This window comes from Streptomyces sp. NPDC054961, assembly GCF_053609145.1.
The window spans coordinates 80,969-107,618 of record NZ_JBSGWY010000028.1 but is presented as its reverse complement, the minus strand read 5'-3'; the positions used below and the strand labels follow the sequence as shown (position 1 = coordinate 107,618).

The window sequence follows — 26,650 nt, the reverse complement described above, 5'->3', positions numbered from 1 at the left end:
CTTACGCACCCGCCGCCGCCGTTCCGCTTCGGCGACCACCGCGTCGCTGACCGTTCTGGGCGCCCACGCCGCGGCGGCGCTCCAGGGGGGGGCCGGGTGCCCCGCCCGGGGCGGGGGGGGCCCTCCGTTCGTTCCCGCCCGGCCGGCGCCTGCCGGTCCGGCCGGTTCAGCTCTCGCTGCGACGCAGCTTCGGCTTGAGGTCCTTGAAGCGGCCGAGCAGCCCGTTCACGAACGAGGGCGACTCGTCCGTGGAGAACTCCTTGGCCAGCTGGACGGCCTCGTCGATGGCCACGGCGTCCGGGGTACCGTCCACCCAGATCAGCTCGTAGGCACCGAGACGCACGATGTTGCGGTCCACGACCGGCATGCGGTCGAGGTCCCAGTCCACGGCGTACGTGGCGATGAGATCGTCGATGCGGTCCACCTTGTCGGCGTACCCCTCGACGAGTTCCATGGTGAACTCGTTCACCGCGGGCTGGCGGTCGGTGTCCGAGCGCGAGTGGCGGATCCAGTCCGCGAGGACCTCGCGCACGGGTACTCCGCGCTGGTCGGCCTCGAAGAGGATCTGGAAAGCGCGCTTGCGCGCGTTGCTCCGGGCAGCCACGGTTAGCTGTTCACCCGGCCGAGGTAGTCGCTGGTGCGGGTGTCGACCTTGACCTTCTCGCCGGTGTTGACGAAGAGCGGGACCTGGATCTCGTGACCGGTCTCCAGCGTCGCCGGCTTGGTGCCGCCGGTGGAGCGGTCACCCTGGACGCCGGGGTCGGTGTGCTGGATGACCAGCTCGACGGCGGCCGGGAGCTCGACGTAGAGCACCTCGCCCTCGTGGCGGGCCACGGAGGCGGTGAAGCCCTCGATCAGGAAGTTGGCGGCGTCGCCGACGGCCTTCTTGTCGACCATGAGCTGGTCGTAGGTCTCCATGTCCATGAAGACGAAGTACTCGCCGTCCATGTAGGAGAACTGCATGTCGCGGCGGTCGATGGTGGCCGTCTCGACCTTGGTGCCGGCGTTGAACGTCTTGTCGACGACCTTGCCGGACATGACGCTCTTCAGCTTGGTGCGCACGAAGGCCGGGCCCTTGCCGGGCTTGACGTGCTGGAACTCGACGACGGACCAGAGCTGGCCCCCGTCGAGCTTCAGCACCATGCCGTTCTTGAGGTCGTTCGTGGAAGCCACGGTGTGGGAATCTCCTGCACTGGAAGACCACGGGTGCGCGCCCAGGCCGCCGGGGCGGACTAGAGCGCGAGCAGCTCCTTGGTCGTAATGGTGAGTAGCTCGGGACCGCCGTCCGCCTCGGGGCGTACGACGAGCGTGTCATCGATCCGGACACCTCCCCGGCCGGGGAGGTGAACCCCCGGTTCGACGGTGACCGGCACGCAAGCGTCCAGTTTACCCATGGCCGTAGGTGCAAGCTGCGGGTCCTCGTCGATTTCGAGACCCACTCCGTGTCCGGTCGACGCGGCGAGGGCCTCGCCGTGACCTGCCGAGTCGAGGACGGAACGGGCCGCGTGATCCACATCTCGGTACGCGGCCCCGGGCAGGAGGGCCTCGCGGCCGGCCCGCTGGGCGGCGAAGACCACGTCGTACAGCTCGATCTGCCAGTCGGCGGGGGTGGTGCCGATGACGAAGGTACGGCCGATCTCGCACCGGTAGCCGCGGTAGTTGGCGCCCAGGCACACCGAGAGGAAGTCGCCTTCCTCCACCCTGCGGTCGGAGGGCCGGTGGCGGGAGCGGCCGGAGTGCGGACCGGTGCCCACCGAGGTCGGGAAGGCCGGGCCGTCGGCCCCGTGGTCCACGAGGCGGCGCTCCAGCTCCAGGGCGAGGTGCCGTTCGGTGCGGCCCACCAGGATCGATTCCAGCAGCTCGCCGAGGGCCTGGTCGGCGATCTCGGCGGCGATCCGCAGACAGGCGATCTCCTCCTCGTCCTTGACGAGGCGCTGCTGTTCGACGGCGGCCCCGAGGTCGCACAGGCGCAGTCCGGGCGCCACCGAGCGCAGCGCGCGGTGCCGGCCGACGGTGAGGTGGTGTTCCTCGACGGCGAGGGACTCGGCGCGCCCCGAGGCGGCCAGGTCGGCGGCCGCGACGGCGGGGTCCGCGCCGGGGACGTCCAGCACGGAGAGCCGCAGGTGCTCGTCGAGCCGTCCCTCGTCGGCCTCCCCGGTGGGCTGACCGGCGCAGAACATCATGTCCTCGCCGCCCGGACCGACCAGCAGGACGGCGCCCAGCGGCGACGCCCCGGAGAGGTAGCGCACGTTGGCCGGACGCGTGATGAGTGCGGCGGCGTTCCCGGCGGCCGCACAGCGGTCGCGAAGCAGGCCTCGGCGGGCCGCGTACACGTCTGACATGTTCCGAGCCTACGAGCGCTCCGCGCATCCGGCCTGGTGAGCGCAGCCGTACGAGGTCGCGCGCGGGGCGCGGGCGGGGCGGGGGGCGGACGGCGTGGGGCCGGGGAACGGGGCGGCCCGGCGGCCCGGGCCCCGGCTCAGTGGGCCGGAGCGGAGATGACGCGCGCCAGGGTCTCGTCCAGGGCGCGGGCGGTGCCCTCGATGTCCAGGTGGGAGTTGTCGATGATGGGCAGTCCGGAGCCGTACCAGCCCGCCATGCGGCCGTGGATCCGGGCGACTTCCTCGTCGGAGAGCCGCCGGTTGCCGGAGCGGGCGGCGTTGCGCTCCAGGACGATCTCCAGGCCGGGCAGCAGCACCACCGGGAGCAGCGCGGGCCCCACGTGGCGCTTCCAGCCGCCGAGGCCGACGACCGGGCGGTCGGGGAACACGGCGTCGTCGAGGATGCAGGAGATCCCGTTGGCCAGGAAGTTGCGGGCCGCGAAGCCGCAGGTGCGGCGGGCGAGGCGGTACTGGGCCTCGGAGTGGTCGTTCCAGCCGGCCTGCGGGTCGGCGAATCCCGAGCACACCCATTCCCGTACATCGTCCAGGCTGACGTGCGCGGTGGGGACGGGCCGGGTGGCCGCCCAGTGGCGGGCCACGGTGGTCTTGCCCGCCCCCGCGGGGCCGATGAGCAGCACCGCGAGGGTGGCCCCGCCGGTGCCCGCGACGGCGGGCGGCAGCGGGATGTGCCCGGTGGAGCCGTCCGGCACCCCGGGGGTTCCCGCCGCGGCCTCCGGCGCGGGCACCGGTATGGGCGACACCGGCCAGCCCTGCGCCGGGGGTATCGGCGGCTGCGGGGGCGCCGTCTGGTGATGGCTCCCCGACGGCTCCCAGCCGCCGCCCCCCACTGCCTGCTGCATCCCTGCCAACCCCGTCTCGTTCCGCCACGACTGATGCGAGAACGTTATATGACCCCGGAGGTCCGTCGGGTCACGCGGTCACGCGGAGGCCGGGCTCAGGCCGTTACTTCACCGAACGCCGCCACGAGGACGGCCGGGTCCGGACCCTCCAGGACGGTCGGCTTGGCCAGCCCGTCCAGGACGATGAAGCGCAGCAGGTCGCCGCGGGACTTCTTGTCGAGCTTCATCGTCTCCAACAGCTTGGGCCACTGGTCGCCACGATAGGTCAGCGGGAGACCCACCGAGGCGAGCACCTCCTTGTGCCGGTCGGCCGTCGCGTCGTCGAGGCGGCCCGCCAGCCGGCCGAGCTCGGCCGCGAAGACCATGCCCACCGAGACGGCCGCTCCGTGGCGCCACTTGTAGCGCTCGTTCTTCTCGATGGCGTGCGCGAGGGTGTGCCCGTAGTTCAGGATCTCCCGCAGCCCCGACTCCTTGAGGTCGCTGGAGACCACGTCCGCCTTGACCTGGATGGAGCGGCAGATCAGCTCGGCCGTGTGCGGGCCGGCGGGGGTGCGGGCCGCCGCCGGGTCCTCCTCGATCAGGTCGAGGATCACCGGGTCGGAGATGAATCCCGCCTTGATGATCTCGGCGAGGCCGCTGACGTAGTCGTTGACGGGCAGCGACTCCAGCGCCGCCAGGTCGCAGAGCACGCCGGCCGGCGGGTGGAAGGCGCCGACGAGGTTCTTGCCCTCGGCGGTGTTGATGCCGGTCTTGCCGCCGACGGCCGCGTCCACCATCGCGAGGATGGTGGTCGGTACGGCGATCCAGCGCACGCCGCGCAGCCAGGAGGCCGCGACGAAGCCCGCGAGGTCGGTGGTGGCTCCCCCGCCGACGCCGACGATGACGTCGGTGCGGGTGAAGCCGGACTGCCCCAGGGCCTTCCAGCAGTACGCCGCCACCTCGACCGTCTTGGCCTCTTCGGCGTTCGGCACCTGGATGGCGACGGCCTCGTAGCCCTGGGCGGCGAGGTCGTCGCGCAGCGCCTCACCGGTCGAGGCGAGCGCCTCGGGGTGGATGACCGCGACCCGCTGGGCCTTGGTACCGATCAGGGAGCCGAGCTCGCCGAGCAGTTGCCGGCCGACCAGCACGTCGTACGCGTCGTGCCCGGCACTCGCGCCGACCTGGATCCGCGTCACCTGATCTGTCATGCGTTCTTCAACTCCAGAGCGTCGAGGACCGCTTGTGCGACCTCTTCGGGGGTGCGGTCGTCGGTGGCCACCACGACGCGCGCGACTTCGGTGTACAGGGGACGCCGGGCGTCCATCAGCTCGCGCCACTGGCGGCGCGGGTTGACGGCGAGCAGCGGGCGCGCGGCGCCGAGGCCCACGCGCCGGACGGCTTCCTCGACGTCCATCGAGAGGTAGGCGACGGGCAGGCCGGCCAGCAGCTCGCGCGTCCCCCCGTCGAGGACGGCGCCGCCGCCGAGGGCGAGCACCCCGTCGTGTCCGGCGACGGCGGCCGCGACGGCCTCCCGCTCCAGCGCACGGAAGTACGGCTCGCCGTCGTCCACGAAGATGTCGGAGATCGCCCGGCCCTGGGCGGCGACGATGTCGGCGTCGGTGTCCCGGTAGGAGACGCCGAGCCGCTGCGCGATCAGCTCGCCCACGGTGGACTTGCCGGACCCCATGGGGCCGACGAGGACGACCAGGGGGCCGGTGTGCGGGGCGGCGGTCACCGGATCTGCAGGTGGTCGAGGTACGAGCGGACGTTGCGGCGGGTCTCGGCGACGGAGTCGCCGCCGAACTTCTCCACGACGGCGTCGGCCAGCACCAGGGCGACCATGGCCTCCGCGACGATGCCCGCGGCGGGCACCGCACAGACGTCGGAGCGCTGGTGGTGGGCCACCGTCGCCTCTCCGGTCGCCACGTCCACGGTCGCGAGGGCCTTCGGCACGGTCGCGATCGGCTTCATGGCGGCCCGTACGCGCAGCAGCTCACCGGTGGTCAGACCGCCCTCCGTGCCGCCGGAGCGGCCGGTGGTGCGCTTGATGCCCTCGGGGGTGGAGACGATCTCGTCGTGCGCCTGCGAGCCCGGCACGCGGGCCAGGTCGAAGCCGTCGCCGACCTCCACGCCCTTGATGGCCTGGATGCCCATGAGCGCGGCCGCGAGGCGCGCGTCGAGGCGGCGGTCCCAGTGCACGTGCGAGCCGAGGCCGACGGGCACGCCGTAGGCGAGGACCTCGACGACGCCGCCCAGGGTGTCGCCGTCCTTGTGGGCCTGGTCGATCTCCGCGACCATCGCCTTCGACGCGTCGGCGTCGAGGCAGCGCACCGGGTCGGCGTCGAGCTTCTCGACGTCGGCGGGGACCGGGTAGACGCCGTACGGGGCCTTGGCGGCGGCCAGCTCCACGACGTGGGAGACGATCTCGATGCCGGCGACCTCCTTGATGAAGGACCGGGCGATGGCGCCGAGGGCCACGCGGGCGGCGGTCTCACGGGCGCTGGCGCGCTCCAGGATCGGCCGGGCCTCGTCGAAGCCGTACTTCTGCATGCCGGCGAGGTCCGCGTGGCCGGGACGGGGCCGGGTGAGCGCCGCGTTGCGGCCGGTCTCCTTCAGCTCCGAGGGGTCCACGGGGTCGGCCGACATGACCTTCTCCCACTTCGGCCACTCGGTGTTGCCCACCATCACGGCGACCGGGGAACCGAGGGACAGACCGTGGCGGACACCGCCGAGGAAGGTCACCTCGTCCTGCTCGAACTTCATCCGGGCACCACGGCCGTAGCCGAGCCGGCGGCGGGCCAAGTGGTCGGCCACCAGCTCCGTGGTGACCGGAACGCCGGCGGGAAGCCCCTCCAGCGTCGCCACCAGCGCCGGGCCGTGCGATTCCCCGGCGGTCAGCCAACGCAACCTGCTCAACGATGCTCCTCATGCTCGCGCCTGATCCAGCGACGGCGCGATCGGGTGCGCGGCCCGGACCCGCCTTCACCCGATCCTCCCATGTCCGGGGCGCTGCACCGCCCTCCGGTCCAGCTGTCGGACGGCGGCGCACCCGCCGGCACGGCGAGAAGTGGATCTAGAAGCGATCCCCGGAGGCCGTTCGGTGCCGGGCGAGCAGGGCCGCTTCGCCGGCGGCCCGCATGGCCGCCAGGGGGGCGGCGGGGCGGCCGGTCATCTGCTCGACCTGGAGGACCGCCTGATGGACCAGGAGGTCGAGGCCGCCGAGGAGCGTGCCGCCGCGTCCGGTCCAGGCGGCCGCGAGGGCGGTGGGCCACGGGTCGTAGAGGACGTCGAAGAGCGTGCCGGGCCCGGCGGGCACGGCGGCGGCCAGCTCGTCCGTGGCACCGGCCGGAGTGGTCGCGATGACCAGCGGCGCGGACAGCGCCTCGGCCGCCCGCGACCAGTCGGCCGTGCGGACGTCCACGCCGAGGCGCTCGCCCCACTCGCGCATCTCGGCGGCCCGCGCGGCGGAACGTACGTACGCGGTCACCTCGCCGGAACAGATCCGCGCGAGCGCGGCGAGCGCCGAGGAGGCGGTGGCGCCCGCGCCGAGGACGGCGGCGGACTCCACCTTCCGCACGCCCCGCTCGTCCAGGGCGGAGATCAGTCCGGGGATGTCGGTGTTGTCCCCGATGCGCCGGCCGTCCTCGGTGAGGACGACCGTGTTGACCGCCTCGACGGAGGCGGCCGTGTCGCTGATGCCGTCGAGCAGCGGGATGACCGCCCGCTTCAGCGGCATGGTCAGCGACAGCCCGGCCCACTCGGGGCCCAGGCCGGCGAGGAATGCGGGGAGCGCGGCCTCGTCGATCTCGAAGCGGTCGTACGACCAGTCGTCGAGGCCGAGCTCCTGGTACGCGGCGCGGTGCAGCACCGGTGAGAGGGAGTGCTCGATGGGCGAACCCAGCACCGCGGCCCGTATCCGTGACATGTCCTGCTACCCGCCGTTCTTCTGCTTCTGCCGTTCCTGGAACTCGGCGACGAGCTTCAGGTGCTCGTCGTAGGTCTTGGTGAAGGTCGTCTTGTCGCCGTCGACCGACACGAAGAACATCCAGCCGCCGTGGTCCGGGTTGAGCGTAGCGGTCAGGGCGTCCAGACCGGGGTTGTTGATCGGACCGGGGGGCAGCCCCGCCACGTTGTGCGTGTTGTACGGGTTGACGAAGGCCTTGGCTTCCTTGAGGTTGAAGTTGATCTCGCTCTGGTTCTTGACGTAGTTGTACGTCGAGTCGAACTCGATCTTCCGGTTCGTGACGTCGTTGGTCTTCTTGAGGCGGTTGTAGACCACCTCCGCCATCTTCCGGAAGTCGTCGTGGTTCTTGCCCTCGGCGTTGACGAGGCTGGCGACCGTGATCACCTGGAGCGGGTTCTCCAGGCCCAGCTCCTTGGCCTTGCCCTCGACCCCCAGCTCCGTGTACTTGTCGGTGGCGTTCTTGACCATCTGCTTGAGCAGGGACTCGGGGGTGCTGTCCTTGGTCAGGTCGTAGCGCATCGGGTACAGGAAGCCCTCGAGGGGGTCCATGATCTTCGGGTCGTTGTTCGCCCACGCCGGCAGGCCGAGGTTCTTGGCCTCGCGGAAGGCGGTGTCCTTCGTGGTGCCCGCCGGCTTGCCGAGCTTGCGGTCGATCGCCTCGTAGACCGTGCTGTTGCGCATGCCCTCGGCGATGGTGAGCACGTGGAGCTTGGAGGGGTCGGTCATGACCTCGACCACGGAGGCGGCCGACATCTTCTTCTTGAGCGGATAGACGCCGGGCTGGATCGACTTGCCCTTGGGGTTCGTGTTCGCCGCGTCCACGAAGGCCTGGGCGCTCGCGACCACGCCGGCCTCCTTGAGGATGCGGCCCATCTGGCCCAGGCCCGCGCCCTTGGGGATCTCCACGTCGACGGCCTCGTCGATGCCGGATCCCGCGAAGTCCTCGGCCGCGCCGAACTTGGCCTTGAGGTAGGTGTAGCCGTAGTAGCCGCCACCGCCGACCACGCCGACGATGACCACGGCCGCGATCAGGCAGGCCATGCCGCTGCGCTTCTTCGGCTTGCCGCCGGAACGGCCCGGGCGGCGCCCGTCGTCGTCGTCATCGCCGTCGTCGTGGCCGCCGCCGCCCAGGAACGAGTCCTCGGCTTCTTCGTCGGCCGCGGGCTCCTCGGTCTCCAGGTGCCGCCGGCCCGGGGGGCGCGGCGGCGGGAAGGCCTCGGAGGTGCCGTACAGGTCGGGTGCCTCGCCGGGGTAACCCCCCAGGGGCTGCTGGGCGTACGGGTCCGCACCCGCGTAGGGGTCTGCGGCCCCGGCCACGTCGAGGTACGGTTCCGCGGCCTGCGCCACGCCCGCGTATTCCTGACCCTGGAAGTCCTGACCGGGGTAGTCCTGACCGGGGCGCGCCCCGGCGTAGGGCTGGGCCTGGGCCTGGACCTGGTTCATCCCGGTGTCCCAGACCTGGCCGCCGCCGTAGGTCTCCTGCTGCGCGTAGCCCTGCGGGGCCTGCTGCCCGTACTGCTGCTGCTGCGCGTACTGCTGCTGCGGGTCCTGCGGGTACTGCTGCTGGTCCTGCGGGTACTGCTGGTGCCCGCCCTGCGGGTACTCCTGGTACTGCGGGTGCTGCGGGTGCTGCGGGTGCTGCTGGTACTGCTGGTCGTACTGCGGCTCCTGCGGATACTGCTGCTGGCCATCGACGTAAGGCATCCGGCCCTGCTGGGCCTCGTGCCCGGACCATCCCCGGTCCCCGAACTGAGGGTCCTCGGGATGCCACGGTTCGGGACCAGGGCCCCGGCCATATTCAGTCATCGATCCCCTAGAGCCGCGAGACGAAGGCCGCGACGCCATCTGCCGCGACACCCGGTTCCGCCTCTTCTGGTGGGCGACGGCTGTTCGAATGCCGTCACATCGCGCGGAACGTTACCGCATCGCGATCAGACAACCACTTCGACGCACTCGCCAGGAGGATTACCTGATACCCGTTCGGTCTCCAGGGCGTTCTGCAGGATGATCACAGCCGCGGCCTGGTCGATGACCGACCGGCCCTTTTTCGCGTTGCGCCCCGCGGCCCGCAGGCCCTGGGCCGCGGTGACCGTCGTCATCCGCTCGTCCACCAGACGCACCGTCACGGGTTTGATCCCCTTGGCGAGTTCCATGGCGAAGGCGCGGCACTTCGCCGCGGCCGGCCCCTCGCGTCCGCTGAGCGAACGCGGCAGGCCGACCACCACCTCGATGGGCTCGTATTCCGCGACGAGCTGCCGCAGCCGCCGGTGGGCGAAGGGGATGTCCCGGCCCGGCACGGTCTCCACCGGTGTGGCCAACACCCCATCGGGGTCGCACGAGGCGACCCCGATCCGGGCGTCCCCGACATCGATGGCGAGCCGGCGGCCGCGGCGCAGCGTCATCAGGCGGTCTCTCCCACGAGGCGTTCGACGGCCGTGATGGCTTCGCCGATGGCGGCCGGGTTCTGGCCGCCGCCCTGAGCGACGTCGGGCTTGCCGCCGCCGCCTCCGCCGAGGGTCTTGGCGGCGGCGCGGACCAGGTCGCCGGCCTTGAGGCCGCGTTCGCGGGCGGCCTCGTTGGTGGCGATGACGGTCAGCGGGCGCCCGGCCACCACGGTGAACAGGGCCACGACGACCGGACGGTCGCCCTGGATGCGGCCGCGGACGTCGAGGACGAGCTTGCGCAGGTCGTCGGCGCCGGTGCCGTCCGGCACCTGACCGGTGACGACCGCGACGCCCCGTACGTCCTGGGCGCCGGAAGCCAGACCGGCGGCGGCCTGGAGGACCTTCTCCGCGCGGAACTTCTCGATCTCCTTCTCGGCGTCCTTCAGCTTGCCGAGCATGGAGGCGATCTTCTCCGGCAGCTCCTCCGGCCGTCCCTTGACCAGCTCCTGGAGCTGGGCGACGACCGTGTGCTCCTTGGCGAGGAAGTTGTACGCGTCCACGCCGACGAGGGCTTCGACGCGGCGCACGCCGGAGCCGATGGAGGACTCGCCGAGCAGCTTCACCAGACCCAGCTGGGAGGTGTTGCCGACGTGGGTTCCGCCGCACAGCTCCTTGGAGAAGTCGCCGATGGTCACGACGCGCACGCGCTCGCCGTACTTCTCGCCGAACTCGGCGATGGCGCCCTGCTTCTTCGCCTCGTCGATGCTCATGATCTCGGCGGTCACGTCGAGCTCGCGGGAGAGCACGTCGTTGATCTTCTGCTCGACGTCGGTGAGGACCGAGCCGGGGACGGCGTTCGGCGAACCGAAGTCGAAGCGGAAGCGGCCGGGCGAGTTCTCGGAACCGGCCTGGGCGGCGGTCGGGCCGAGGGCGTCGCGCAGCGCCTGGTGCGTCAGGTGCGTGGCCGAGTGGGCGCGGGCGATGGCCCGGCGGCGGTTGATGTCGATGGCGGCGTAGGCGGACGCGCCGACCGTGACCTCGCCGACCTGCACGGAACCCTTGTGCACGGACACGCCCGGGACCGGCTGCTGCACGTCGCGGATCTCGATGACGGCGCCGGAGTCGAGCTTGATCCGGCCCTGGTCGGCGAGCTGGCCGCCGCCCTCGGCGTAGAAGGGGGTGCGGTCCAGGACGACCTCGACCTCGTCGCCCTCGGAGGCGGCGGGCGAGGAGACGCCGTTGACCAGGAGGCCGACGATGGTGGACTCGCCCTGGTTGGTGGCGTAGCCGGTGAACTCGGTGGCGCCGGAGCCGTCGGCGATCTCCCGGTAGGCGGACATGTCCGCGTGGCCGGTCTTCTTGGCCTTGGCGTCGGCCTTGGCCTGGTCCCGCTGCTGCTGCATCAGGCGGCGGAAGCCGTCCTGGTCCACGGAGAGGCCCTGTTCGGCGGCCATCTCCAGGGTGAGGTCGATCGGGAAGCCCCAGGTGTCGTGGAGCAGGAACGCCTTGTCGCCGGCCAGGACCGTGCCGCCGGTGGCCTTGGTCTCGGTGATGGCGGTGTCGAGGATGTTCGTGCCGCCGCGCAGGGCCTTCACGAAGGCGGCCTCTTCGGCGAGCGCGACGGTCTCGATGCGCTTGCGGTCGGTGACGAGCTCCGGGTACTGCTGCCCCATCGTGTCGATCACGACGTCGACGAGCTCCTGGACCACGGGACCGGTGGCGCCCATGAGGCGCATGTTGCGGATGGCGCGGCGCATGATGCGGCGCAGCACGTAGCCACGGCCCTCGTTGCCGGGGGTGACCCCGTCGCCGATGAGCATGGTGGAGGTGCGGATGTGGTCGGCGACCACGCGGAGCGAGACGTCCGTGCCCTGCTCGGCGCCGTACCGCACGCCGGTCAGCTCGGTGGCCTTGTCCATGACCACGCGCAGGGTGTCGGTCTCGTACATGTTCTGCACGCCCTGCAGGATCATGGCGAGGCGCTCGAGGCCGAGACCCGTGTCGATGTTCTTCGACGGCAGGTCGCCGAGGATCGGGAAGTCTTCCTTCCCGTCGCCGGCGCCGCGCTCGTACTGCATGAAGACCAGGTTCCAGATCTCCACGTAGCGCTCGTCGTTGACGGCCGGGCCGCCCTCGACGCCGAACTCCGGGCCGCGGTCGTAGTTGATCTCGGAGCACGGGCCGCACGGACCCGGAACGCCCATGGACCAGAAGTTGTCCTTCTTGCCCAGGCGCTGGATGCGCTCGGCCGGGACGCCGATCTTGTCGCGCCAGATGGCCTCGGCCTCGTCGTCGTCGAGGTAGACCGTGATCCAGAGCTTCTCCGGGTCCAGGGCGAAGCCGCCGTCGGCCAGGGAGCCGGTCAGCAGCTCCCAGGCGTACTTGATGGCGCCTTCCTTGAAGTAGTCGCCGAAGGAGAAGTTGCCGCACATCTGGAAGAACGTGCCGTGGCGGGTGGTCTTGCCGACCTCTTCGATGTCCGGGGTGCGGACGCACTTCTGCACGCTGGTGAGCGTCGGCGCGGGCGGCTTGACCTCACCGAGGAAGTACGGCTTGAACGGGACCATGCCCGCGGGCACCAGCAGCAGAGTCGGGTCGTCCGCGATGAGCGACGCCGAAGGGACAACGGTGTGACCGCGCTCCTCGAAGAAGCTCAGCCAGCGGCGGCGGATTTCAGCCGACTCCATCAGTGGTCCTCATTCCGGTTGTACGAACCCTTCGAGCGGTTCTCGTGGTTCGAGCGATAGGTGGTGTGGTCTGGCATGCCGGGCTCGATGGCCCTGCGCCGCCGCGGTCCGGGAAGGGCCGTGACGTTGTCGGGCCGCTCGGGATCCTGGTGGAGTCCCAGCGCGTCGTTCAGCTCGTCCTCGCGCTGCGACATTCCCGCCCTGACGTCGAGGGCGAAGTCCTTGAGGCGGTGGCCCGCCTCGAGCGCCCTGTCGGCGGCCTGGGCGGCGAGGCTCTCCGGGGTCAGCTTCTTGAGCTGCCGGTTGACCTTGGTGGTGGCCCACACGCCGGCGGCCGCGCCGGCGGTGAACCAGAAGGCTCGGCGGAACATCGGAGGTCTCAGCCCTTCTGCTTGCGGCGCCGGGGCGACGGCACCGTGCGGCCGACGATCACGGTACGCCGGGAGGTCCCGCGGGGCCCGTCCCCGGGTGCCCCGCCGCCCTTGCCCAGCGCCTTGCGCACGCCGTAGCCGAAGGCCGCGATCTTGACGAGCGGGCCGCCGAAGGTGGACGCCACGGTCGAGGACAGCGCGGAGGCGTTGGAGGTGACCTCCTGGACGTCGCTCGCGATGGCGTCGACCCGGTCCAGCTGGGTGCGCGCGGAGCGGACGGTCGTGGAGGCGTCCGCGAGGAGCGGTACGGCCTGCTCGGTCACGTCGGCGACCAGCTTGGTGGTCGCCTTGAGCACCTGGGCCAGCCTCACCAGCACCACGGCCAGGAAGGAGACCAGGATGGCCCAGAAGACGGCCACGAGGATCCCGGCCACCTCTCCACCGGACACGGCACACCGCTCTCTACTACGTTGATCACCAGGCGAAAAAGTCGTCCTCCGACCCTATCGCGCCGGAGATCCGCCGTAGTACCGGAAATCCGGCGCCGGCCCCCCGGACCGGGCCCGCCTTGTACGCAGAGCGCCCGGACCAGTACCCTCCGTATCCCATGCGACACAGACCCACGGGACACAGGACGCCGGGCAATCTTCCCTCGGACCTGAGCGGCTTCGTCGGACGGGGTGTCGAACTCTCCGAGGTCGGGCGGCTTCTGGAGTCCTCCCGGCTGGTCACGGTGACCGGCGCGGGCGGCGTCGGCAAGACCCGGCTGGTCCTGGCGGCGGCCCGGGCGGCCGTGGACGCGGCGGAGACGGCGGCGGCCTCGGCGGCGGCGTCAGCGGCGGAACCGACCGGACCCGCCGGCCCGGCGGCCCCCGCGCAGGAACGCTACCGCGACGGCGTGTGGCTGGCCGAGCTGGCGTCCGTACGGGATCCCGCGCTGCTGGAGCTGACGCTCGCCGAGGCGCTGGGGCTCACCGACCACACCACGCGCCCGCTCCGGACGGTGCTCGCCGAACACCTGGCCGAGCGGCGGCTGCTGCTGGTCCTGGACGGCTTCGAGCAGCTGGTCGACGAGACCGCCGCGCTCGTACGGGACCTGCTGCGGAGCTGTCCCGGCCTGCGGGTGCTCGCGGCCGGCCGGCGCCCGCTGACCCTCGACGGGGAGCTGTCCTGGCCGCTGGCCCCGCTGGGCCCCGAGGAGGCCCTGGCCCTGCTGACGGAGCGGGCGGTGGCGGCCGACCCGGCCTTCGCGCCGACGGAGGCCACCCGGCCGGTGCTGGCCGAGGTGTGCTCCCGGCTCGACGGGCTGCCCCTGGCGCTGGAGCTGGCGGCGGGCCGGCTGCGCACCCTGTCCCCGGCCCAGGTGCTGTCCCGGCTGGAGGACCGCTTCGCCCTGCTGACGGGCGGCTCGCGCGGTGCGCTGCCCCGGCACCGGGCGCTGCGCACGGCGATCGGCTGGAGCCACGAGCTGTGCACGGCCGGGGAGCGGCTGCTGTGGGCGCGGCTGTCGGTCTTCGCGGGCCAGTTCGACCTGGACGCCGCCGAATACGTGTGCGCGGGCCCGGACCTGCCGGCGGACTCGGTGCTGGACCTGGTCGGGGAGCTCCTGGGGCAGTCCCTGCTGATCCGGGAGGAGACGGCCGCCGGGGTGCGCTACCGGATGCTGGAGTCCGTACGGATCTACGGGGCGGGCTGGCTGGAGTCGCTGGGCGACGCCCGGCGGCTGCGGCGCAGGCACCGGGACTGGTACATGGGCCTGGCGACCTGGTGCGAGCTGGACTGGTTCAGCCCGCGCCAGCAGGAGGTGGCCTCGCTGGTGGAGGCGGAGCTGCCCAATCTGCGGCTCGCGCTGGAGTGCTGCCTGGACGAGCCGGAGGAGATCCACCTCGGCCAGTACCTGGCGGGCACCCTCTGGTTCTACTGGGCGGGCTGCGGCCGGCTCGCCGAGGGCCGGCACTGGCTGGACCGGACCCTGGAGGGCGGCGCCGGGCGGGAGCTCGGCCTGGGGACGGACCGGGTACCCGGACCCGGTTTCCCCCTCGGTCCCGCCGATGCGTGGGGCCCGGGGCCGGAGCCGGAGCCGCACGCCGAACCGGAACCGGAGTACGAGAGCTCGCGGCTGAAGGCGCTGTGGGTGCTCGGGTACGTCGCGGCCCTTCAGGGCGACGCGGTGGCCTCCATGAGCGCGCTGTACGAGTGCCGGGACGGGGCCGCGCAGAGCGGGAACCCGGTGGCGGCGGCGTACGCGGTGCACCGGATGGGCTGTCTGGCGCTGATCTCGGACGACATGCCCCGGGCCCGGGAGCTGCTGGGCGGGGCGCTGGAGCGCTACCGGGAGGCCGGTGAGCTCAACAGCAACGTCCTGATGTGCCAGGTGGAGCTGGCGATGACGCTGGCCTTTCAGGGGGAGCTGCCGGGCGCGCTCTCGCTGTGCGAGGAGGTCCGGGACATCTGCGAGGAGCGCGGGGAGCGCTGGACGAAGGCGTACGCCCTGTACGTGCTGGCCTACGCGGCCCTGGACGCGGGAGACCCGGCCCGGGCGCGGCAGCTGCTGGCCGAGTGCGTGGCCATCAACCACGCGTTCCGCGATCTGGTGGGACTGGTGCTGGCGGTCGAGCTGCTGGCGCTGGTGACGGTCGCCGAGGGCCATCCCGCGGAGGCCGCCGTGCTCCAGGGCGCCGCGGAGCCGGTGTGGGACGGGGTGGGGATGCAGCTGTTCGGCTCGGGGTACTTCAACGCCCCGCGGCTGATGTGCGAGGAGCGGGCGGGCGAGCTGCTGGGCGCGGAGCGGTACGAGGCCTGCGCCCGGCACGGGCGGGCACTGACGGTGGACGCGCTGGTGGAACGTGCCCTGCGCGGGCCGGATCCGGTCCCCGAGCCGGCGGGGCCGCTGCCCAGGCCGCGCGCCGCGGCCGACCGGCCGGTGGTCCGGCCGGGGGCGAGAAGCAGGAAGCCCGCCGGCTCCCCCAAGGGGGGAACCGGCGGGCTGACCAGCCTGTGAGGGCTACGTCCGCTGGATCAGCGGGCGTAGTACTCGACGACGAGCTGCTCGTCGCAGATGACCGGGATTTCCTTGCGGTTCGGGTCGCGGTCCAGGCGGAAGGCCAGGGCCTTCAGGTTGACCTGCAGGTAACGGGGGGTCTCGCCCTCGCCTGCGTAGCCACCCTCACGGGCAACCTGGAACGGAACCTTCTCGCGGCTGCGCTCGCGCACCGTGATGACGTCGTCGGGACGGACGCGGAACGACGGCTTGTCGACCTTGTCGCCGTTGACCTCGATGTGGCCGTGAACGACCATCTGGCGGGCCTGGTAGATGGTGCGGGCGATGCCCGAACGCAGAACCAGGGCGTCGAGGCGACGCTCGAGCTCGACGACCAGCGCCTCGCCCGTCTTGCCTTCGGCCTTCTTGGCGCGGTCGTACGCGCGGGCCATCTGACGCTCAGAGATGTCGTACTGAGCGCGCAGACGCTGCTTCTCCAGCAGACGAACCTTGTAGTCCGAGTTCTGCTTGCGGCCACGGCCGTGCTCGCCCGGCGGGTAGGGGCGGGCCTCGAAGTACTTGACGGCCTTCGGGGTCAGCGCAATGCCGAGGGCACGCGACTTCTTGACCTTGGGTCGCTTCTGGTTCACGTGGAACCTACCTCCATGTAAGTTAGGTGAGGCTTACCTTAGCGAGGAGGACGTAATGTCTCGACCACATGGGATCCCCCTGCCCAGTGCGCATCGAAGTTCAGATCCAAACGAAACAGGATCTGCTTTCGACGACGGTAGGCAAGGTCAGCCGCGTCCCAGGGAAGGCGTTCGGCAGCTCACCGGAGCCGAACGCGTACGAACCCTCGTAGAGTCCAACGCCTCAGTATCCCTCACGCTCCCGGGTGCTTTTGACCTGGGGGAGTTCGGGACAGCGATGCCGGCCGCAAGGACCGTCACCCCGGACGGGGACGTGATTCTCCTGGTATCAGGGGAATCCGCGGCTGCCAGAGCAGCCGCTCACGCCCAGGACGACGACCTCACCGCCGTGATCGAGATCACGGATGTGGCGCCGGTGTCCGTGCCCCATCGTATCCGAGGCCGCGCGTGGCTCGCGGGGTGGCTCACTCCGGTGCGCGGGGACGCCGACCGGGCGGCCTGCACGGCGCTCCTGGCGGAGCGGCATCCGGTCGGCGAGCTCCTCGGCATGTCCGAATCGCTCGAGTCCCCGCCTGCTCTCCTCGAGGGCGGCGGCCGGCCCGCGTGGATGCTGCTGCGCCTGGAGGTCGGGGAGATCTCCGTCGACGACCTGTGGGGCGCCGAGCACGTGGATCCGGAGCTGCTGGGCGCGGCCGAACCGGACCCGCTGGTCGCGCACGAGACGGAGCTCCTCCAGCACCTGGCCTCCTCGCACGGTGACCGGATGGGTGATCTGTGCGGCCTGCTCGGCGCCCGGGACACGGCCGGCCTGACGGCGGTCCCCCTCGCGCTGGACCGCCTCGGCCTGCGGGTCCGCTTCACGCGCGGGCACGGCGCCTTCGACGCGCGCTTCGACTTCCCCGAGCCGGTGGACGACGTCTGCGGCCTGCGCCGGGCACTGCGCACCCTGTTCCCGGCCCCCTAGTCCCGCGGGGCGGGTCAGGAGCCGCCGCGCAGCCGCTCGCGGACCTTTTCCACCACGTCGGCGTACCGCGCCTCCGCTCCGTAGCGCGTCGGCTCGTAGTACCGCTTGCCGTGGATCCCGTCCGGCGCGTACTGCTGGGCGGCGATCGCGCCGGGCACGTCGTGCGGGTAGACGTACCCCACCGCGTGGCCCAGCTTCGCCGCGCCCTTGTAGTGCCCGTCCCGCAGGTGCGTCGGCACGGAGCCGGCCAGGCCCGCGCGGACGTCGGCGAGCGCCGCGCCGATCGCCGTCGTCGCGGTGTTCGACTTGGGGGCCAGGGCCAGGGCGATCGTCACGTGCGACAGGGTCAGCGAGGCCTCCGGGAAGCCGATCATCGCCACCGCCTGCGCCGCGGACACCGCGAGCGGCAGGGCCGCCGGGTCCGCGAGCCCGATGTCCTCGCTCGCCGAGATCATCAGCCGGCGCGCGATGAACCGGGGGTCCTCCCCCGCTTCGATCATCCGCGCCAGGTAGTGCAGCGCCGCGTCCACGTCCGAGCCCCGGATGGATTTGATCAGGGCGCTCGCCACGTCGTAGTGCTGGTCGCCGTCCCGGTCGTACGTGACCGCGGCCCGGTCGACCGCCTCCTCCACGGTCTGGAGGGTGATCTCCGGCTCGCCCTTGGCGATCGCCGAACCCGCGCCCGCCTCCAGCGCCGTCAGCGCGCGCCGCGCGTCACCGCCCGCGATCCGCAGCAGGTGCTCCTCCGCGTCCCGCGGCAGCGTCACCGCGCCGCCGAGGCCCCGCTCCTCGGTCAGGGCCCGCCGCACGAGCGCGCGCAGGTCGTCGTCCGTCAGCGGTTCCAGCGTCAGCAGCAGGGACCGCGAGAGCAGCGGGGAGATGATCGAGAAGTACGGGTTCTCCGTGGTGGCGGCGATCAGCGTCACCCAGCGGTTCTCCACGGCCGGCAGCAGCGAGTCCTGCTGCGCCTTGCTGAAGCGGTGGATCTCGTCGAGGAAGAGGACGGTGTCCTTGCCGTATCCGCCGGCCGCGCGCTTGGCGCCCTCGATGACGGCCCGTACTTCCTTCACGCCCGCCGTGATCGCGGAGAGCTCCACGAAACGCTTCTGGGTCGCTTGGCTCACCACGTAGGCCAGGGTGGTCTTCCCGATGCCGGGCGGACCCCACAGGATCACCGAGGACGCCCCGGCCGGGCCTCCCGCACCCTCCCCGACGAGCCGGCGCAGGGGCGAGCCGGGCTTCAGCAGGTGCTGCTGGCCGACGACCTCGTCCAGGGTGCGCGGGCGCATCCGGACGGCGAGCGGAGAACTGGAGGGGTCCTTCGCCTGGCGTTCCTCGGCGGCGGCGGTGAAGAGATCTGGTTCCACACCGGAAGCCTATGCGAGCCCACCGACAGGCCGGCCCGTCCGGCCGGCCCGGCTCAGGAGGTCCAGAAGTCCCACCAGCGGGTCAGGATCAGCATGCCGATGATCCCGATGTGCAGGACGGGCAGCACCCAGGTGAACTCGTCGAAGAAGGCGCGCAGCCAGCCGGGGGCCGGCAGCAGCCGGTTGCGGACGTTGTGCGAGGTGACGTACCAGAACATGACGATGGTGGCGGCCCAGGCGAGGCAGCACCACAGGCACAGCGAGTTGATGTTGTACAGCGACTGGTACATCAGCCAGGTGCAGAATCCGACGCCGAAGAGCATCCCGGCGTTCAGGGTGAGCCAGTACCAGCGCGGGAAGCGCGCCCGGGCGAGCAGGCTCATGCCGACGCAGACGACGATGCCGTAGGTGACCAGGCCCAGCATCGGGTTGGGGAAGCCGAAGGCGGCCGCCTGGTCGCTCTTCATGATGTTGCCGCAGGACACGATCGGGTTGAGGCTGCAGCCCGGCGTGAAGTTCGGGTCCTCGAGCAGCTTGAACTTGTCGATCGTGATGATCCAGGCGGCGAGCAGCCCGGCGGCTCCCGTGATCACCAGCAGCAGGGCCAGCGCCCGGCTGCCGCCGACGGCCGTCCGCGGCGTGGCGGTGTCCGTGTCGGTCCCTACGCGTGTCGTCATCCCGCCCGCTCCACATCTGCAAGGTCATCAAGCACGGGCCATTGTGCCGTACGCCGCCCGCCGCCCACCGTTCGGTGTGCATAAGGGGGACGCACGGCGGGACCGGAGGACGCGCCCGCGGCGCGGCCCGGAGTGACGCGAGCGGCCGCGGCCCGGGAACGTCCCGGGCCGCGGCCGCTCGGATGCGCGGACCCGATCAGGCCAGGCGGGCCCGGACGGTGGCGACCACGTCGGCCAGGGGCACCGGGGTCTGCTCCCCCGACTCCATGTCCTTCAGCTGGACCACGCCCTCTTCGAGGTCCCGGTCGCCCGCGACCACCGCGAAGCGCGCACCGCTGCGGTTCGCGTCCTTCATCGCACCCTTGAGGCCCTTGCCCCCGTAGCTGATGTCGGCGGCCACACCGGCCCGCCGGAGCTCGGTCACCAGGCCGAACAGCGCCGGCTTCGCCCCGCCCAGGGCCACCGCGAAGACGGAGGTCGCCGGGGGGACGTCCAGCTCGATGCCCTCGGCCTCGAGCGCCAGCACCGTACGGTCCACGCCCAGCGCCCAGCCCACCGAAGGCAGCGCCGGCCCGCCGATCATCTCGGAGAGGCCGTCGTAGCGGCCGCCGCCGCCGACCGCCGACTGCGAGCCCAGACCGTCGTGCACGAACTCGAAGGTGGTGCGCGTGTAGTAGTCCAGCCCGCGCACCAGCTTCTCGTCGTCCTCGAAGACGACCCCGGCCGCCGTCACCAGCGCCCGCACCTCCTCGTGGTACGCCTTGCACGCGTCGCACAGGTAGTCCCGCAGCACCGGGGCGCCGACGAGCTGCTTCTGTACGTCGGGCCGCTTGTCGTCGAGGACGCGCAGCGGGTTGATCTCGGCCCGGCGCACCGTCTCCTCGTCCAGGTCCAGCCCGCCGAGGAACGCCTGCAGGGCCTCCCGGTACACCGGGCGGCACTCCTTGTCGCCCAGCGAGTTCAGCAGGATCCGGAAGTCGCGCAGGCCCAGCGAGCGGTACGCCTGGTCGGCCAGGATGATCAGCTCGGCGTCCAGCGCCGGGTCCTCGGCTCCGATGGCCTCGGCGCCGACCTGGGAGAAGTGGCGGTAGCGGCCCTTCTGCGCCCGCTCGTAGCGGTAGTAGGAGCCGGAGTACCAGAGCTTGACGGGCAGGCCGCCCAGCTTGTGCAGGTTGCCCTGGAGCGCCGCGCGCAGCACGGAGGCGGTGCCCTCGGGACGCAGGGCGAGCTCGTCGCCGCCCTTGGTCGTGAGGGTGTACATCTCCTTGCTGACGATGTCGGTGGACTCGCCGACACCGCGCGAGAACAGCTTGACGTCCTCGAAGCCGGGGGTCTCGACGTACCCGTAGCCGGAGTTCTTCAGGGGCGCGGCGATCGCCTCGCGCACCGCCAGGTAGGTGGCGGAGCGGGGCGGCAGCAGGTCGTACGTGCCCTTGGGGGCCTGAAAAGTACTCACGAAACTCTCGTCACATTCCTCGTCGTGGAGACGTGAAGCCGTCTCCCAGGCCGGCGGCCACCTGCCGCAGGTACGGGTTGGTGGCGCGCTCACGGCCAATGGTCGTGTGCTCGTTGTGACCGGGGAGCACCACGGTCGAGTCGTCGAGCGGCAGGCACACGCGGGCCAGCGACTCGAGCATCTCGGCGTGGCTGCCGCCGGGGAAGTCGGTACGCCCGATGGAGCCGGCGAAGAGCAGGTCGCCCGAGAACAGGAGCGGCGGGATGTCCGCCGCCTCGGGCATCCCGAAGGTCACCGACCCCCTGGTATGGCCGGGCGCGTGCGAGACGGTGAGCTCCATGCCCGCGAGGGCGAGCTTCGTGCCGTCGAGCAGCTCCTTGACGTCCGAGGGCTCGCCCACCGTCAGTTCGCCCATGAGCTGCGCGCCGAGGGAACGGCCGAGGGCCTTCTCGGGGTCGCTCATCATGAAGCGGTCCTCGGGGTGGATCCAGGCGGGCACGTCGTGCGCTCCGCACACCGGGACCACCGAGGCCACGTGATCGATGTGGCCGTGGGTGAGGACGACCGCGACGGGCTTGAGCCGATGCTTCTTCAGCGTCTCCTCGACACCCCGGGTGGCCTGGTGGCCTGGGTCGATGATGACGCATTCCTCACCGGCGGCGGGGGCGACCACGTAGCAGTTGGTCCCCCAGGCCCCGGCCGGGAACCCGGCAATCAGCACGATCGTCCCTCACATCGTCGTCCAGCGGGAGCTTGCACGGCCGCCGCGAATCGGAATGCCGCTGCTCAGAGCGTACCGGCGCGGCTCATTACACAGCGAACCCATATACGGTACGGCCTATCCCAGCCCGGACAGTGGTATCAGATACGCACAAGGAGACGACCCGGTGGTCACGAGCGATCAGCGGCGGCGCCAGCTCGCCAGGGAGAAGTACGAACGCCAGCAGAAGCGGCGTGCCGAGGCACGGCAGAAGTCGCGCCGGCGCGCGGCCGTGATCGGCGCGGCCGTGGCCGTGGTGGTCGCGACGCTGGTCGGCCTGGTGGTCGGCGGCGTGTTCGACAAGGACAAGAAGGACGAGGCGGCCGACCCGGCCGCGAACCCCTCGGCCGCGCCCACGCCGCAGCAGTCCCCCTCCCCCGCGATGGCGATCGACGACAAGGCGAAGTACACCTTCGGCCTGAAGACGAGCGCGGGCGACATCACGTTCGAGATGGACGCGGCGAAGACCCCGCAGACGGTCAACTCGTTCAAGTCGCTCGCCGACAAGAAGTACTTCGACAACACCAAGTGCCACCGCCTGGTGACGAACGGGATCTTCGTCCTGCAGTGCGGTGATCCCCAGGGCACCGGCTCGGGCGGCCCCGGCTACAACATCCCCGACGAGAACCTCGACGCGCTGGGCAAGGCGAACGAGCAGGGACAGGTCGTCTACCCGGCCGGCACGGTGGCGATGGCGAACACGGGCCAGCCCGGCTCGGGCGGCAGCCAGTTCTTCCTGGTCTACAAGGACAGCCCGCTCGCCCCGACGTACACCCCCTTCGGCAAGATCGACGCGGCCGGCCTGAAGGTCCTCGAGGAAGTGGCCAAGGCCGGTACGGCCGACGGCGGCCAGGACGGCCCCCCGAAGACCCCGGTGACCATCGAGAAGGGCACCGTCACCAAGAACTGATGGGATCAGGCACCCCGGGCCCGGCCGGCGTCCCGCCCCGTACGTCGATATTCCGTCGTGCTGGATGCGGACAGCCGGCCCGGCGGTCGCCTATGTTGGCGTTGTGCAGGGCGGGCGCGGCCCGCCCCAGGAAACTGTGGACGATGCCCAGGGGGCGAACCCCTCGCAAGGCATCAGGTGGAGGAGGCGCTGTGAGCAGCGACCCGTGGGGCCGAGTGGACGAGACCGGCACCGTGTACGTGCGAACCGCCGACGGCGAGAAGGTCGTCGGCTCGTGGCAGGCGGGCACCCCGGAGGAGGCCCTGGCTTACTTCGAGCGCAAGTACGAGGGCCTGGTGGTCGAAATCGGCCTCCTCGAACGACGGGTGCGGACCACCGATCTGTCCTCCAAGGACGCCCAGACGGCCATCGGGCACCTGCGCACGCAGGTGGACGAGCACCACGCCGTCGGCGACCTCGACGCGCTGCGCGTCCGGCTGGACAAGCTGGTCTCGACGGTGGACTCGAGGCGCGAGGAGCGCAAGGTCCAGAAGGCCAAGCAGACGGACGAGGCCCGTGCGGCCAAGGACGCGCTGGTCGTCGAGGCCGAGCAGCTGGCGCAGAGCGACCAGTGGCGCAGCGCCGGCGAGCGGCTCCGGGCGCTGGTGGACATCTGGAAGGGTCTGCCCCGCCTCGACCGCAAGTCGGACGACGAGCTGTGGCACCGCTTCTCGCACGCCCGCTCCGCCTTCTCCAAGCGCCGCAAGGCGCACTTCGCCTCGCTCGACGCGCAGCGCGAGGACGCCCGCAAGGTGAAGGAGAAGCTGGTCGCGGAGGCGGAGGCGCTGTCGAAGTCGACCGACTGGGGTCCGACGGCGGCCCGCTACCGCGAGCTGATGGAGAACTGGAAGGCCGCGGGCCGCGCCCAGCGCGAGTCCGAGGACGACCTGTGGAACCGCTTCCGCGGTGCGCAGGACGTGTTCTTCGCGGCGCGCAGCGAGGTCTTCGCGGAGCGCGACGCCGAGCAGCTGGAGAACCTGAAGCTGAAGGAGGAGCTGGCCGACGAGGCCGAGAAGCTCGTCCCGATCACCGATCTGAAGACGGCCCGTGCCGCTTTCCGTTCGCTGAACGAGCGCTGGGAGGCCATCGGCCACGTACCGCGGGACGCGCGTCCCAAGGTCGAGGGCCGGATGCACGCCGTGGAGCGGGCCATCCAGGAGACCGAGGAAGGCGAGTGGCGCCGCACCAACCCGGAGGCGCGGGCCCGTGCGGCCGGTCTGACGGGTCAGCTGCAGGCGGCGGTCGACAAGCTGCGCGGGCAGATCGACGCGGCCCGCGCGTCGGGCAACAACGCGAAGGCCGACAAGCTGTCCCGGGAGCTGGAGGGCCGCCAGGCCCTGCTGGACCAGGCGCTGAAGGGCCTCGAGGAGTTCGGCGGCTGATTGCGGGCCGCCCCCGTCCGTAAGCCGAGGGCCCCCGGTACGAGATCTCGTACCGGGGGCCCTCGTGCGTCGCGGCCCGGCGGGGGCGGCGGTCCCGCGGGGCGGTCCGGCGGGGCGGCCCCGTGCGGCCGCCCCGCGGGCGGCGGTTACGGCCGGCGGGCCGAGGTGACGCGGTAGACGTCGTAGACGCCCTCGACGCCCCGTACGGCCTTCAGGACGTGCCCCAGGTGCTTCGGGTCGCCCATCTCGAAGGTGAACCGGGAGGTGGCCACCCGGTCGCGGGAGGTCTGGACGGCCGCCGAGAGGATGTTCACGTGCTGGTCCGACAGGACCCGGGTGACGTCCGACAGCAGCCGGGACCGGTCCAGCGCCTCGACCTGTATGGCGACGAGGAAGACGGAGGACTGGGTGGGGGCCCACTCGACCTCCAGTATCCGCTCGGGCTGCTGGGAGAGGGAATCCACGTTGACGCAGTCGGCGCGGTGCACCGACACGCCGCTGCCCCGGGTGACGAATCCGATGATCGGGTCGCCGGGCACCGGGGTGCAGCAGCGGGCCAGCTTGACCCACACGTCGTCGACGCCCTTGACGACCACGCCGGGGTCGGCGTTGCCGCGCCGCTTGCGCCCGCGCGCCGGCGGGATGGTCTCCTCGAGGTCCTCGTTGGCCGCGTCCTCGCCGCCGAGCGCCTGTACCAGCTTCTGCACGACGCCCTGCGCGGCCACGTGGCCCTCGCCGATCGCCGCGTAGAGCGAGGAGATGTCGGGGTAGCGCATCTCGTGCGCGAGGGTGACGAGCGAGTCCCCGGTCAGGATGCGCTGGATCGGCAGGTTCTGCTTGCGCATGGCCCGCGCGATGGCGTCCTTGCCGTGCTCGATCGCCTCGTCGCGCCGCTCCTTGGAGAACCAGGCGCGGATCTTGTTGCGGGCCCTGGGCGACTTGACGAAGCCCAGCCAGTCGCGGGAGGGGCCGGCGCCCTCGGCCTTCGAGGTGAAGACCTCGACCAGGTCGCCGTTGTCGAGGGTCGATTCGAGCGGCACCAGCCGCCCGTTGACCCGCGCTCCTATGGTGCGGTGGCCGACCTCGGTGTGGACGGCGTACGCGAAGTCGACGGGGGTGGCCCCGGCCGGCAGCGCTATGACGTCGCCCTTGGGCGTGAAGACGAAGACCTCGTTGCGCGAGAGGTCGAAGCGCAGGGAGTCGAGGAACTCGCTCGGGTCCTCGGTCTCCTTCTGCCAGTCCAGCAGCTGGCGCAGCCACGCCATGTCGTTGACCGTGTCGTGGCCCGCGCTGCCCTTCGCGGCCTGCGGGACGTCGGTGCGGACCTTGGAGGCGCCGGCCACCGTCTGCTGCTTGTACTTCCAGTGCGCGGCGATGCCGTACTCGGCGCGGCGGTGCATGTCGAAGGTGCGGATCTGGAGCTCGACCGGCTTGCCGCTGGGTCCGATGACCGTCGTGTGGAGCGACTGGTACATGTTGAACTTGGGCATCGCGATGTAGTCCTTGAACCGGCCGGGGACCGGATTCCATCGCGCGTGCACGGTGCCGAGGGCGGCGTAGCAGTCCCGGACGGTGTCCACCAGCACCCGGATGCCGACCAGGTCGTAGATCTCGGCGAAGTCGCGGCCCCGGACGATCATCTTCTGGTAGACGCTGTAGTAGTGCTTGGGCCGCCCGGTGACGGTGGCCTTGATGCGGGCGGCCCGCAGGTCGGCCTGCACCTCGTCGGTGACGACGGTGAGGTACTCGTCGCGCTTGGGCGCCCTTTCGGCGACCAGCCGGACGATCTCGTCGTACATCTTGGGGTAGAGGATCGCGAAGGCGAGGTCCTCTAGCTCCCACTTGATGGTGTTCATGCCCAGCCGGTGCGCCAGCGGGGCGTAGATCTCGAGGGTCTCGCGGGCCTTCTTCTCCTGCTTCTCCCGCTTGAGGTAGCGCATGGTGCGCATGTTGTGCAGGCGGTCGGCGAGCTTGATGACCAGGACGCGGGGGTCCTTGGCCATGGCCACGACCATCTTGCGCACGGTCTCGGCCTGCGCGGCCTCGCCGAACTTGACCCGGTCGAGCTTGGTGACGCCGTCGACGAGCAGGGCGACCGCGTCGCCGAAGTCGCGCCGCAGGTCCTCCAGCCCGTACTCGGTGTCCTCGACGGTGTCGTGGAGCAGGCCCGCCATCAGGGTGGCCGGGTCCATGCCGAGCTCGGCCAGGATGGTCGTCACCGCGAGCGGGTGGGTGATGTACGGGTCGCCGCTCTTGCGCTTCTGACCCCGGTGCCAGCGCTCGGCGACCTGGTAGGCCTGCTCGATCTGGCGCAGCGTCGACGTCTCGATCTTCGGGTCGTTGCTGCGGACTATGCGCAGGAGGGGTTCCAGGACCGGGTTGTACGGGTTGGACTTCTGGACGCCGAGGCGGGCCAGCCGTGCACGTACCCGATTGGAGGACCCGGCCGACTTCGCGGGCACGGGCTTGACCGGCGGCGCGGGGGCCGCCTGCGGCACGGGAGCCGGCGGCGGCGTGGCGGGGACCGCGGCGGCCGGCTCGGCCTGCGGGTCGGGCTGCGCGGCGGAGATTGGCTGGACCTCGTCTGGCAAGAGCGCTCCTCGGGGGGTCCCCCGGACGCAGTCTGGGGGAGGATCCGGTGCCCCGGTCAGGTCCGGACAACCCATGGTAGCGAGGGTTCTCCCGGCCCGTTCCCTCGAGCCCGCCGCCGGTGTGCGGGCCCCGGCCGGCGTTCGGCGCGCGGGGTACGGGGCCGGCCCCCGGCAGCGGCCCCGCACACGAAAGCGGCGGGGCTACCGGAGGGCCCCGCAGGCCCCCGCGGCGAGCCCAAACGGGCAGA

The 26,650-nt window shown here is 71.6% G+C and carries 23 protein-coding genes; 4 read left to right on the top strand and 19 right to left on the bottom strand.

Annotation, left to right across the window (positions count from 1 at the left end):
- Nucleotides 1–166: 166 nt before the first annotated feature.
- The 13 genes from nusB to ACWF9Z_RS24160 form a co-directional block, all read right to left on the bottom strand.
- A complete protein-coding gene (nusB, locus tag ACWF9Z_RS24220; protein WP_453605106.1) occupies nucleotides 167–604 on the bottom strand; it encodes a transcription antitermination factor NusB in 438 nt (145 codons plus the stop codon).
- 2 nt (nucleotides 605–606) lie between these two features.
- The gene (efp, locus tag ACWF9Z_RS24215; RefSeq protein ID WP_356660578.1) at nucleotides 607–1,173 is read right to left on the bottom strand and encodes an elongation factor P; all 567 of its coding nucleotides are present in this window, start codon (nucleotides 1,171–1,173) and stop codon (nucleotides 607–609) included.
- A gap of 59 nt (nucleotides 1,174–1,232) precedes the next feature.
- Nucleotides 1,233–2,342: an aminopeptidase P family protein gene (locus tag ACWF9Z_RS24210; RefSeq protein WP_453605104.1), complete on the bottom strand. Its 1,110-nt coding sequence runs from the start codon at nucleotides 2,340–2,342 to the stop codon at nucleotides 1,233–1,235.
- A gap of 137 nt (nucleotides 2,343–2,479) precedes the next feature.
- Complete coding sequence (locus ACWF9Z_RS24205) at nucleotides 2,480–3,241, bottom strand: AAA family ATPase (RefSeq protein WP_453605102.1); 762 nt, start codon at nucleotides 3,239–3,241, stop codon at nucleotides 2,480–2,482.
- Nucleotides 3,242–3,336: 95 nt separating this feature from the next.
- Nucleotides 3,337–4,428 (bottom strand): 3-dehydroquinate synthase, encoded by a 1,092-nt coding sequence (aroB, locus tag ACWF9Z_RS24200; protein WP_328297640.1) that lies wholly within the window; start codon nucleotides 4,426–4,428, stop codon nucleotides 3,337–3,339.
- Nucleotides 4,425–4,907 (bottom strand): shikimate kinase, encoded by a 483-nt coding sequence (locus ACWF9Z_RS24195; protein WP_453605113.1) that lies wholly within the window; start codon nucleotides 4,905–4,907, stop codon nucleotides 4,425–4,427. The genes aroB and ACWF9Z_RS24195 overlap by 4 nt, the downstream gene beginning before the upstream one ends.
- Before the next feature lie 44 nt (nucleotides 4,908–4,951).
- Nucleotides 4,952–6,136 (bottom strand): chorismate synthase, encoded by a 1,185-nt coding sequence (aroC, locus tag ACWF9Z_RS24190; RefSeq protein WP_453605100.1) that lies wholly within the window; start codon nucleotides 6,134–6,136, stop codon nucleotides 4,952–4,954.
- Between the two features lie 157 nt (nucleotides 6,137–6,293).
- Nucleotides 6,294–7,145, bottom strand: a complete 852-nt coding sequence (locus ACWF9Z_RS24185) for a shikimate dehydrogenase (protein ID WP_453605098.1) — start codon at nucleotides 7,143–7,145, stop codon at nucleotides 6,294–6,296.
- 6 nt (nucleotides 7,146–7,151) lie between these two features.
- Nucleotides 7,152–8,990: an endolytic transglycosylase MltG gene (gene mltG / locus ACWF9Z_RS24180; RefSeq protein ID WP_453605096.1), complete on the bottom strand. Its 1,839-nt coding sequence runs from the start codon at nucleotides 8,988–8,990 to the stop codon at nucleotides 7,152–7,154.
- Nucleotides 8,991–9,115: 125 nt separating this feature from the next.
- Entirely contained in the window at nucleotides 9,116–9,586 is a 471-nt protein-coding gene (ruvX, locus tag ACWF9Z_RS24175) for a Holliday junction resolvase RuvX (RefSeq protein ID WP_453605095.1), read from the bottom strand.
- Nucleotides 9,586–12,255: an alanine--tRNA ligase gene (gene alaS / locus ACWF9Z_RS24170; RefSeq protein WP_453605093.1), complete on the bottom strand. Its 2,670-nt coding sequence runs from the start codon at nucleotides 12,253–12,255 to the stop codon at nucleotides 9,586–9,588. The genes ruvX and alaS overlap by 1 nt, the downstream gene beginning before the upstream one ends.
- Nucleotides 12,255–12,626: a DUF6167 family protein gene (locus ACWF9Z_RS24165; RefSeq protein WP_453605091.1), complete on the bottom strand. Its 372-nt coding sequence runs from the start codon at nucleotides 12,624–12,626 to the stop codon at nucleotides 12,255–12,257. The genes alaS and ACWF9Z_RS24165 overlap by 1 nt, the downstream gene beginning before the upstream one ends.
- Nucleotides 12,627–12,634: 8 nt before the next feature.
- Entirely contained in the window at nucleotides 12,635–13,075 is a 441-nt protein-coding gene (locus tag ACWF9Z_RS24160) for a DUF948 domain-containing protein (protein ID WP_453605089.1), read from the bottom strand.
- A 158-nt stretch (nucleotides 13,076–13,233) separates the two neighbouring features.
- On the opposite strand from ACWF9Z_RS24160, the gene ACWF9Z_RS24155 reads away from it, so the two are divergent.
- Nucleotides 13,234–15,627 carry an ATP-binding protein gene (locus tag ACWF9Z_RS24155; RefSeq protein ID WP_453605087.1) on the top strand — a complete coding sequence of 798 codons (2,394 nt, stop codon included), beginning with the start codon at nucleotides 13,234–13,236 and terminating at the stop codon, nucleotides 15,625–15,627.
- Nucleotides 15,628–15,644: 17 nt separating this feature from the next.
- Here the strand turns inward: ACWF9Z_RS24155 and rpsD are convergent, their stop codons facing one another.
- Nucleotides 15,645–16,256 (bottom strand): 30S ribosomal protein S4, encoded by a 612-nt coding sequence (gene rpsD, locus ACWF9Z_RS24150; protein WP_008740451.1) that lies wholly within the window; start codon nucleotides 16,254–16,256, stop codon nucleotides 15,645–15,647.
- Between the two features lie 277 nt (nucleotides 16,257–16,533).
- Between rpsD and ACWF9Z_RS24145 the strand changes: the two genes are divergently transcribed.
- Nucleotides 16,534–17,220, top strand: a complete 687-nt coding sequence (locus ACWF9Z_RS24145; protein WP_453605084.1) for a DUF2470 domain-containing protein — start codon at nucleotides 16,534–16,536, stop codon at nucleotides 17,218–17,220.
- A 14-nt stretch (nucleotides 17,221–17,234) separates the two neighbouring features.
- On the opposite strand, the gene ACWF9Z_RS24140 is transcribed toward ACWF9Z_RS24145, so the two are convergent.
- The 4 genes from ACWF9Z_RS24140 to ACWF9Z_RS24125 all read right to left on the bottom strand — a co-directional run bounded on the left by ACWF9Z_RS24140 (nucleotide 17,235) and on the right by ACWF9Z_RS24125 (nucleotide 21,441).
- The gene (locus tag ACWF9Z_RS24140) at nucleotides 17,235–18,587 is read right to left on the bottom strand and encodes a replication-associated recombination protein A (protein ID WP_453605082.1); all 1,353 of its coding nucleotides are present in this window, start codon (nucleotides 18,585–18,587) and stop codon (nucleotides 17,235–17,237) included.
- 53 nt (nucleotides 18,588–18,640) lie between these two features.
- Entirely contained in the window at nucleotides 18,641–19,264 is a 624-nt protein-coding gene (locus tag ACWF9Z_RS24135) for a vitamin K epoxide reductase family protein (protein WP_453605080.1), read from the bottom strand.
- Between the two features lie 196 nt (nucleotides 19,265–19,460).
- Complete coding sequence (gene hisS / locus ACWF9Z_RS24130) at nucleotides 19,461–20,720, bottom strand: histidine--tRNA ligase (protein ID WP_453605078.1); 1,260 nt, start codon at nucleotides 20,718–20,720, stop codon at nucleotides 19,461–19,463.
- A gap of 10 nt (nucleotides 20,721–20,730) precedes the next feature.
- Entirely contained in the window at nucleotides 20,731–21,441 is a 711-nt protein-coding gene (locus ACWF9Z_RS24125; RefSeq protein ID WP_453605076.1) for an MBL fold metallo-hydrolase, read from the bottom strand.
- Between the two features lie 166 nt (nucleotides 21,442–21,607).
- Here ACWF9Z_RS24125 and ACWF9Z_RS24120 point away from each other — a divergent pair, with 166 nt between their 5' ends.
- Both ACWF9Z_RS24120 and ACWF9Z_RS24115 read left to right on the top strand, forming a co-directional pair.
- Nucleotides 21,608–22,390 (top strand): peptidylprolyl isomerase, encoded by a 783-nt coding sequence (locus ACWF9Z_RS24120; protein WP_453605074.1) that lies wholly within the window; start codon nucleotides 21,608–21,610, stop codon nucleotides 22,388–22,390.
- Nucleotides 22,391–22,581: 191 nt separating this feature from the next.
- Entirely contained in the window at nucleotides 22,582–23,811 is a 1,230-nt protein-coding gene (locus tag ACWF9Z_RS24115) for a DUF349 domain-containing protein (RefSeq protein ID WP_453605073.1), read from the top strand.
- A gap of 146 nt (nucleotides 23,812–23,957) precedes the next feature.
- Here the strand turns inward: ACWF9Z_RS24115 and ACWF9Z_RS24110 are convergent, their stop codons facing one another.
- Nucleotides 23,958–26,402, bottom strand: coding sequence for a RelA/SpoT family protein (locus ACWF9Z_RS24110; protein WP_453605072.1), 2,445 nt, complete (start codon nucleotides 26,400–26,402; stop codon nucleotides 23,958–23,960).
- Nucleotides 26,403–26,650: the final 248 nt, after the last annotated feature.

Bases quoted from the DNA above. Each gene is read 5' to 3' on its own strand.
- ACWF9Z_RS24210 (WP_453605104.1), bottom strand. From the start codon at position 2,342: ATGTCAGACGTGTACGCGGCCCGCCGAGGCCTGCTTCGCGACCGCTGT.
- ACWF9Z_RS24205 (WP_453605102.1), bottom strand. From the start codon at position 3,241: ATGCAGCAGGCAGTGGGGGGCGGCGGCTGGGAGCCGTCGGGGAGCCAT.
- aroB (WP_328297640.1), bottom strand. From the start codon at position 4,428: ATGACAGATCAGGTGACGCGGATCCAGGTCGGCGCGAGTGCCGGGCAC.
- ACWF9Z_RS24195 (WP_453605113.1), bottom strand. From the start codon at position 4,907: ATGGGGTCCGGCAAGTCCACCGTGGGCGAGCTGATCGCGCAGCGGCTC.
- ACWF9Z_RS24185 (WP_453605098.1), bottom strand. From the start codon at position 7,145: ATGTCACGGATACGGGCCGCGGTGCTGGGTTCGCCCATCGAGCACTCC.
- mltG (WP_453605096.1), bottom strand. From the start codon at position 8,990: ATGACTGAATATGGCCGGGGCCCTGGTCCCGAACCGTGGCATCCCGAG.
- ruvX (WP_453605095.1), bottom strand. From the start codon at position 9,586: ATGACGCTGCGCCGCGGCCGCCGGCTCGCCATCGATGTCGGGGACGCC.
- alaS (WP_453605093.1), bottom strand. From the start codon at position 12,255: ATGGAGTCGGCTGAAATCCGCCGCCGCTGGCTGAGCTTCTTCGAGGAG.
- ACWF9Z_RS24165 (WP_453605091.1), bottom strand. From the start codon at position 12,626: ATGTTCCGCCGAGCCTTCTGGTTCACCGCCGGCGCGGCCGCCGGCGTG.
- ACWF9Z_RS24155 (WP_453605087.1), top strand. From the start codon at position 13,234: ATGCGACACAGACCCACGGGACACAGGACGCCGGGCAATCTTCCCTCG.
- ACWF9Z_RS24145 (WP_453605084.1), top strand. From the start codon at position 16,534: ATGCCGGCCGCAAGGACCGTCACCCCGGACGGGGACGTGATTCTCCTG.
- ACWF9Z_RS24135 (WP_453605080.1), bottom strand. From the start codon at position 19,264: ATGACGACACGCGTAGGGACCGACACGGACACCGCCACGCCGCGGACG.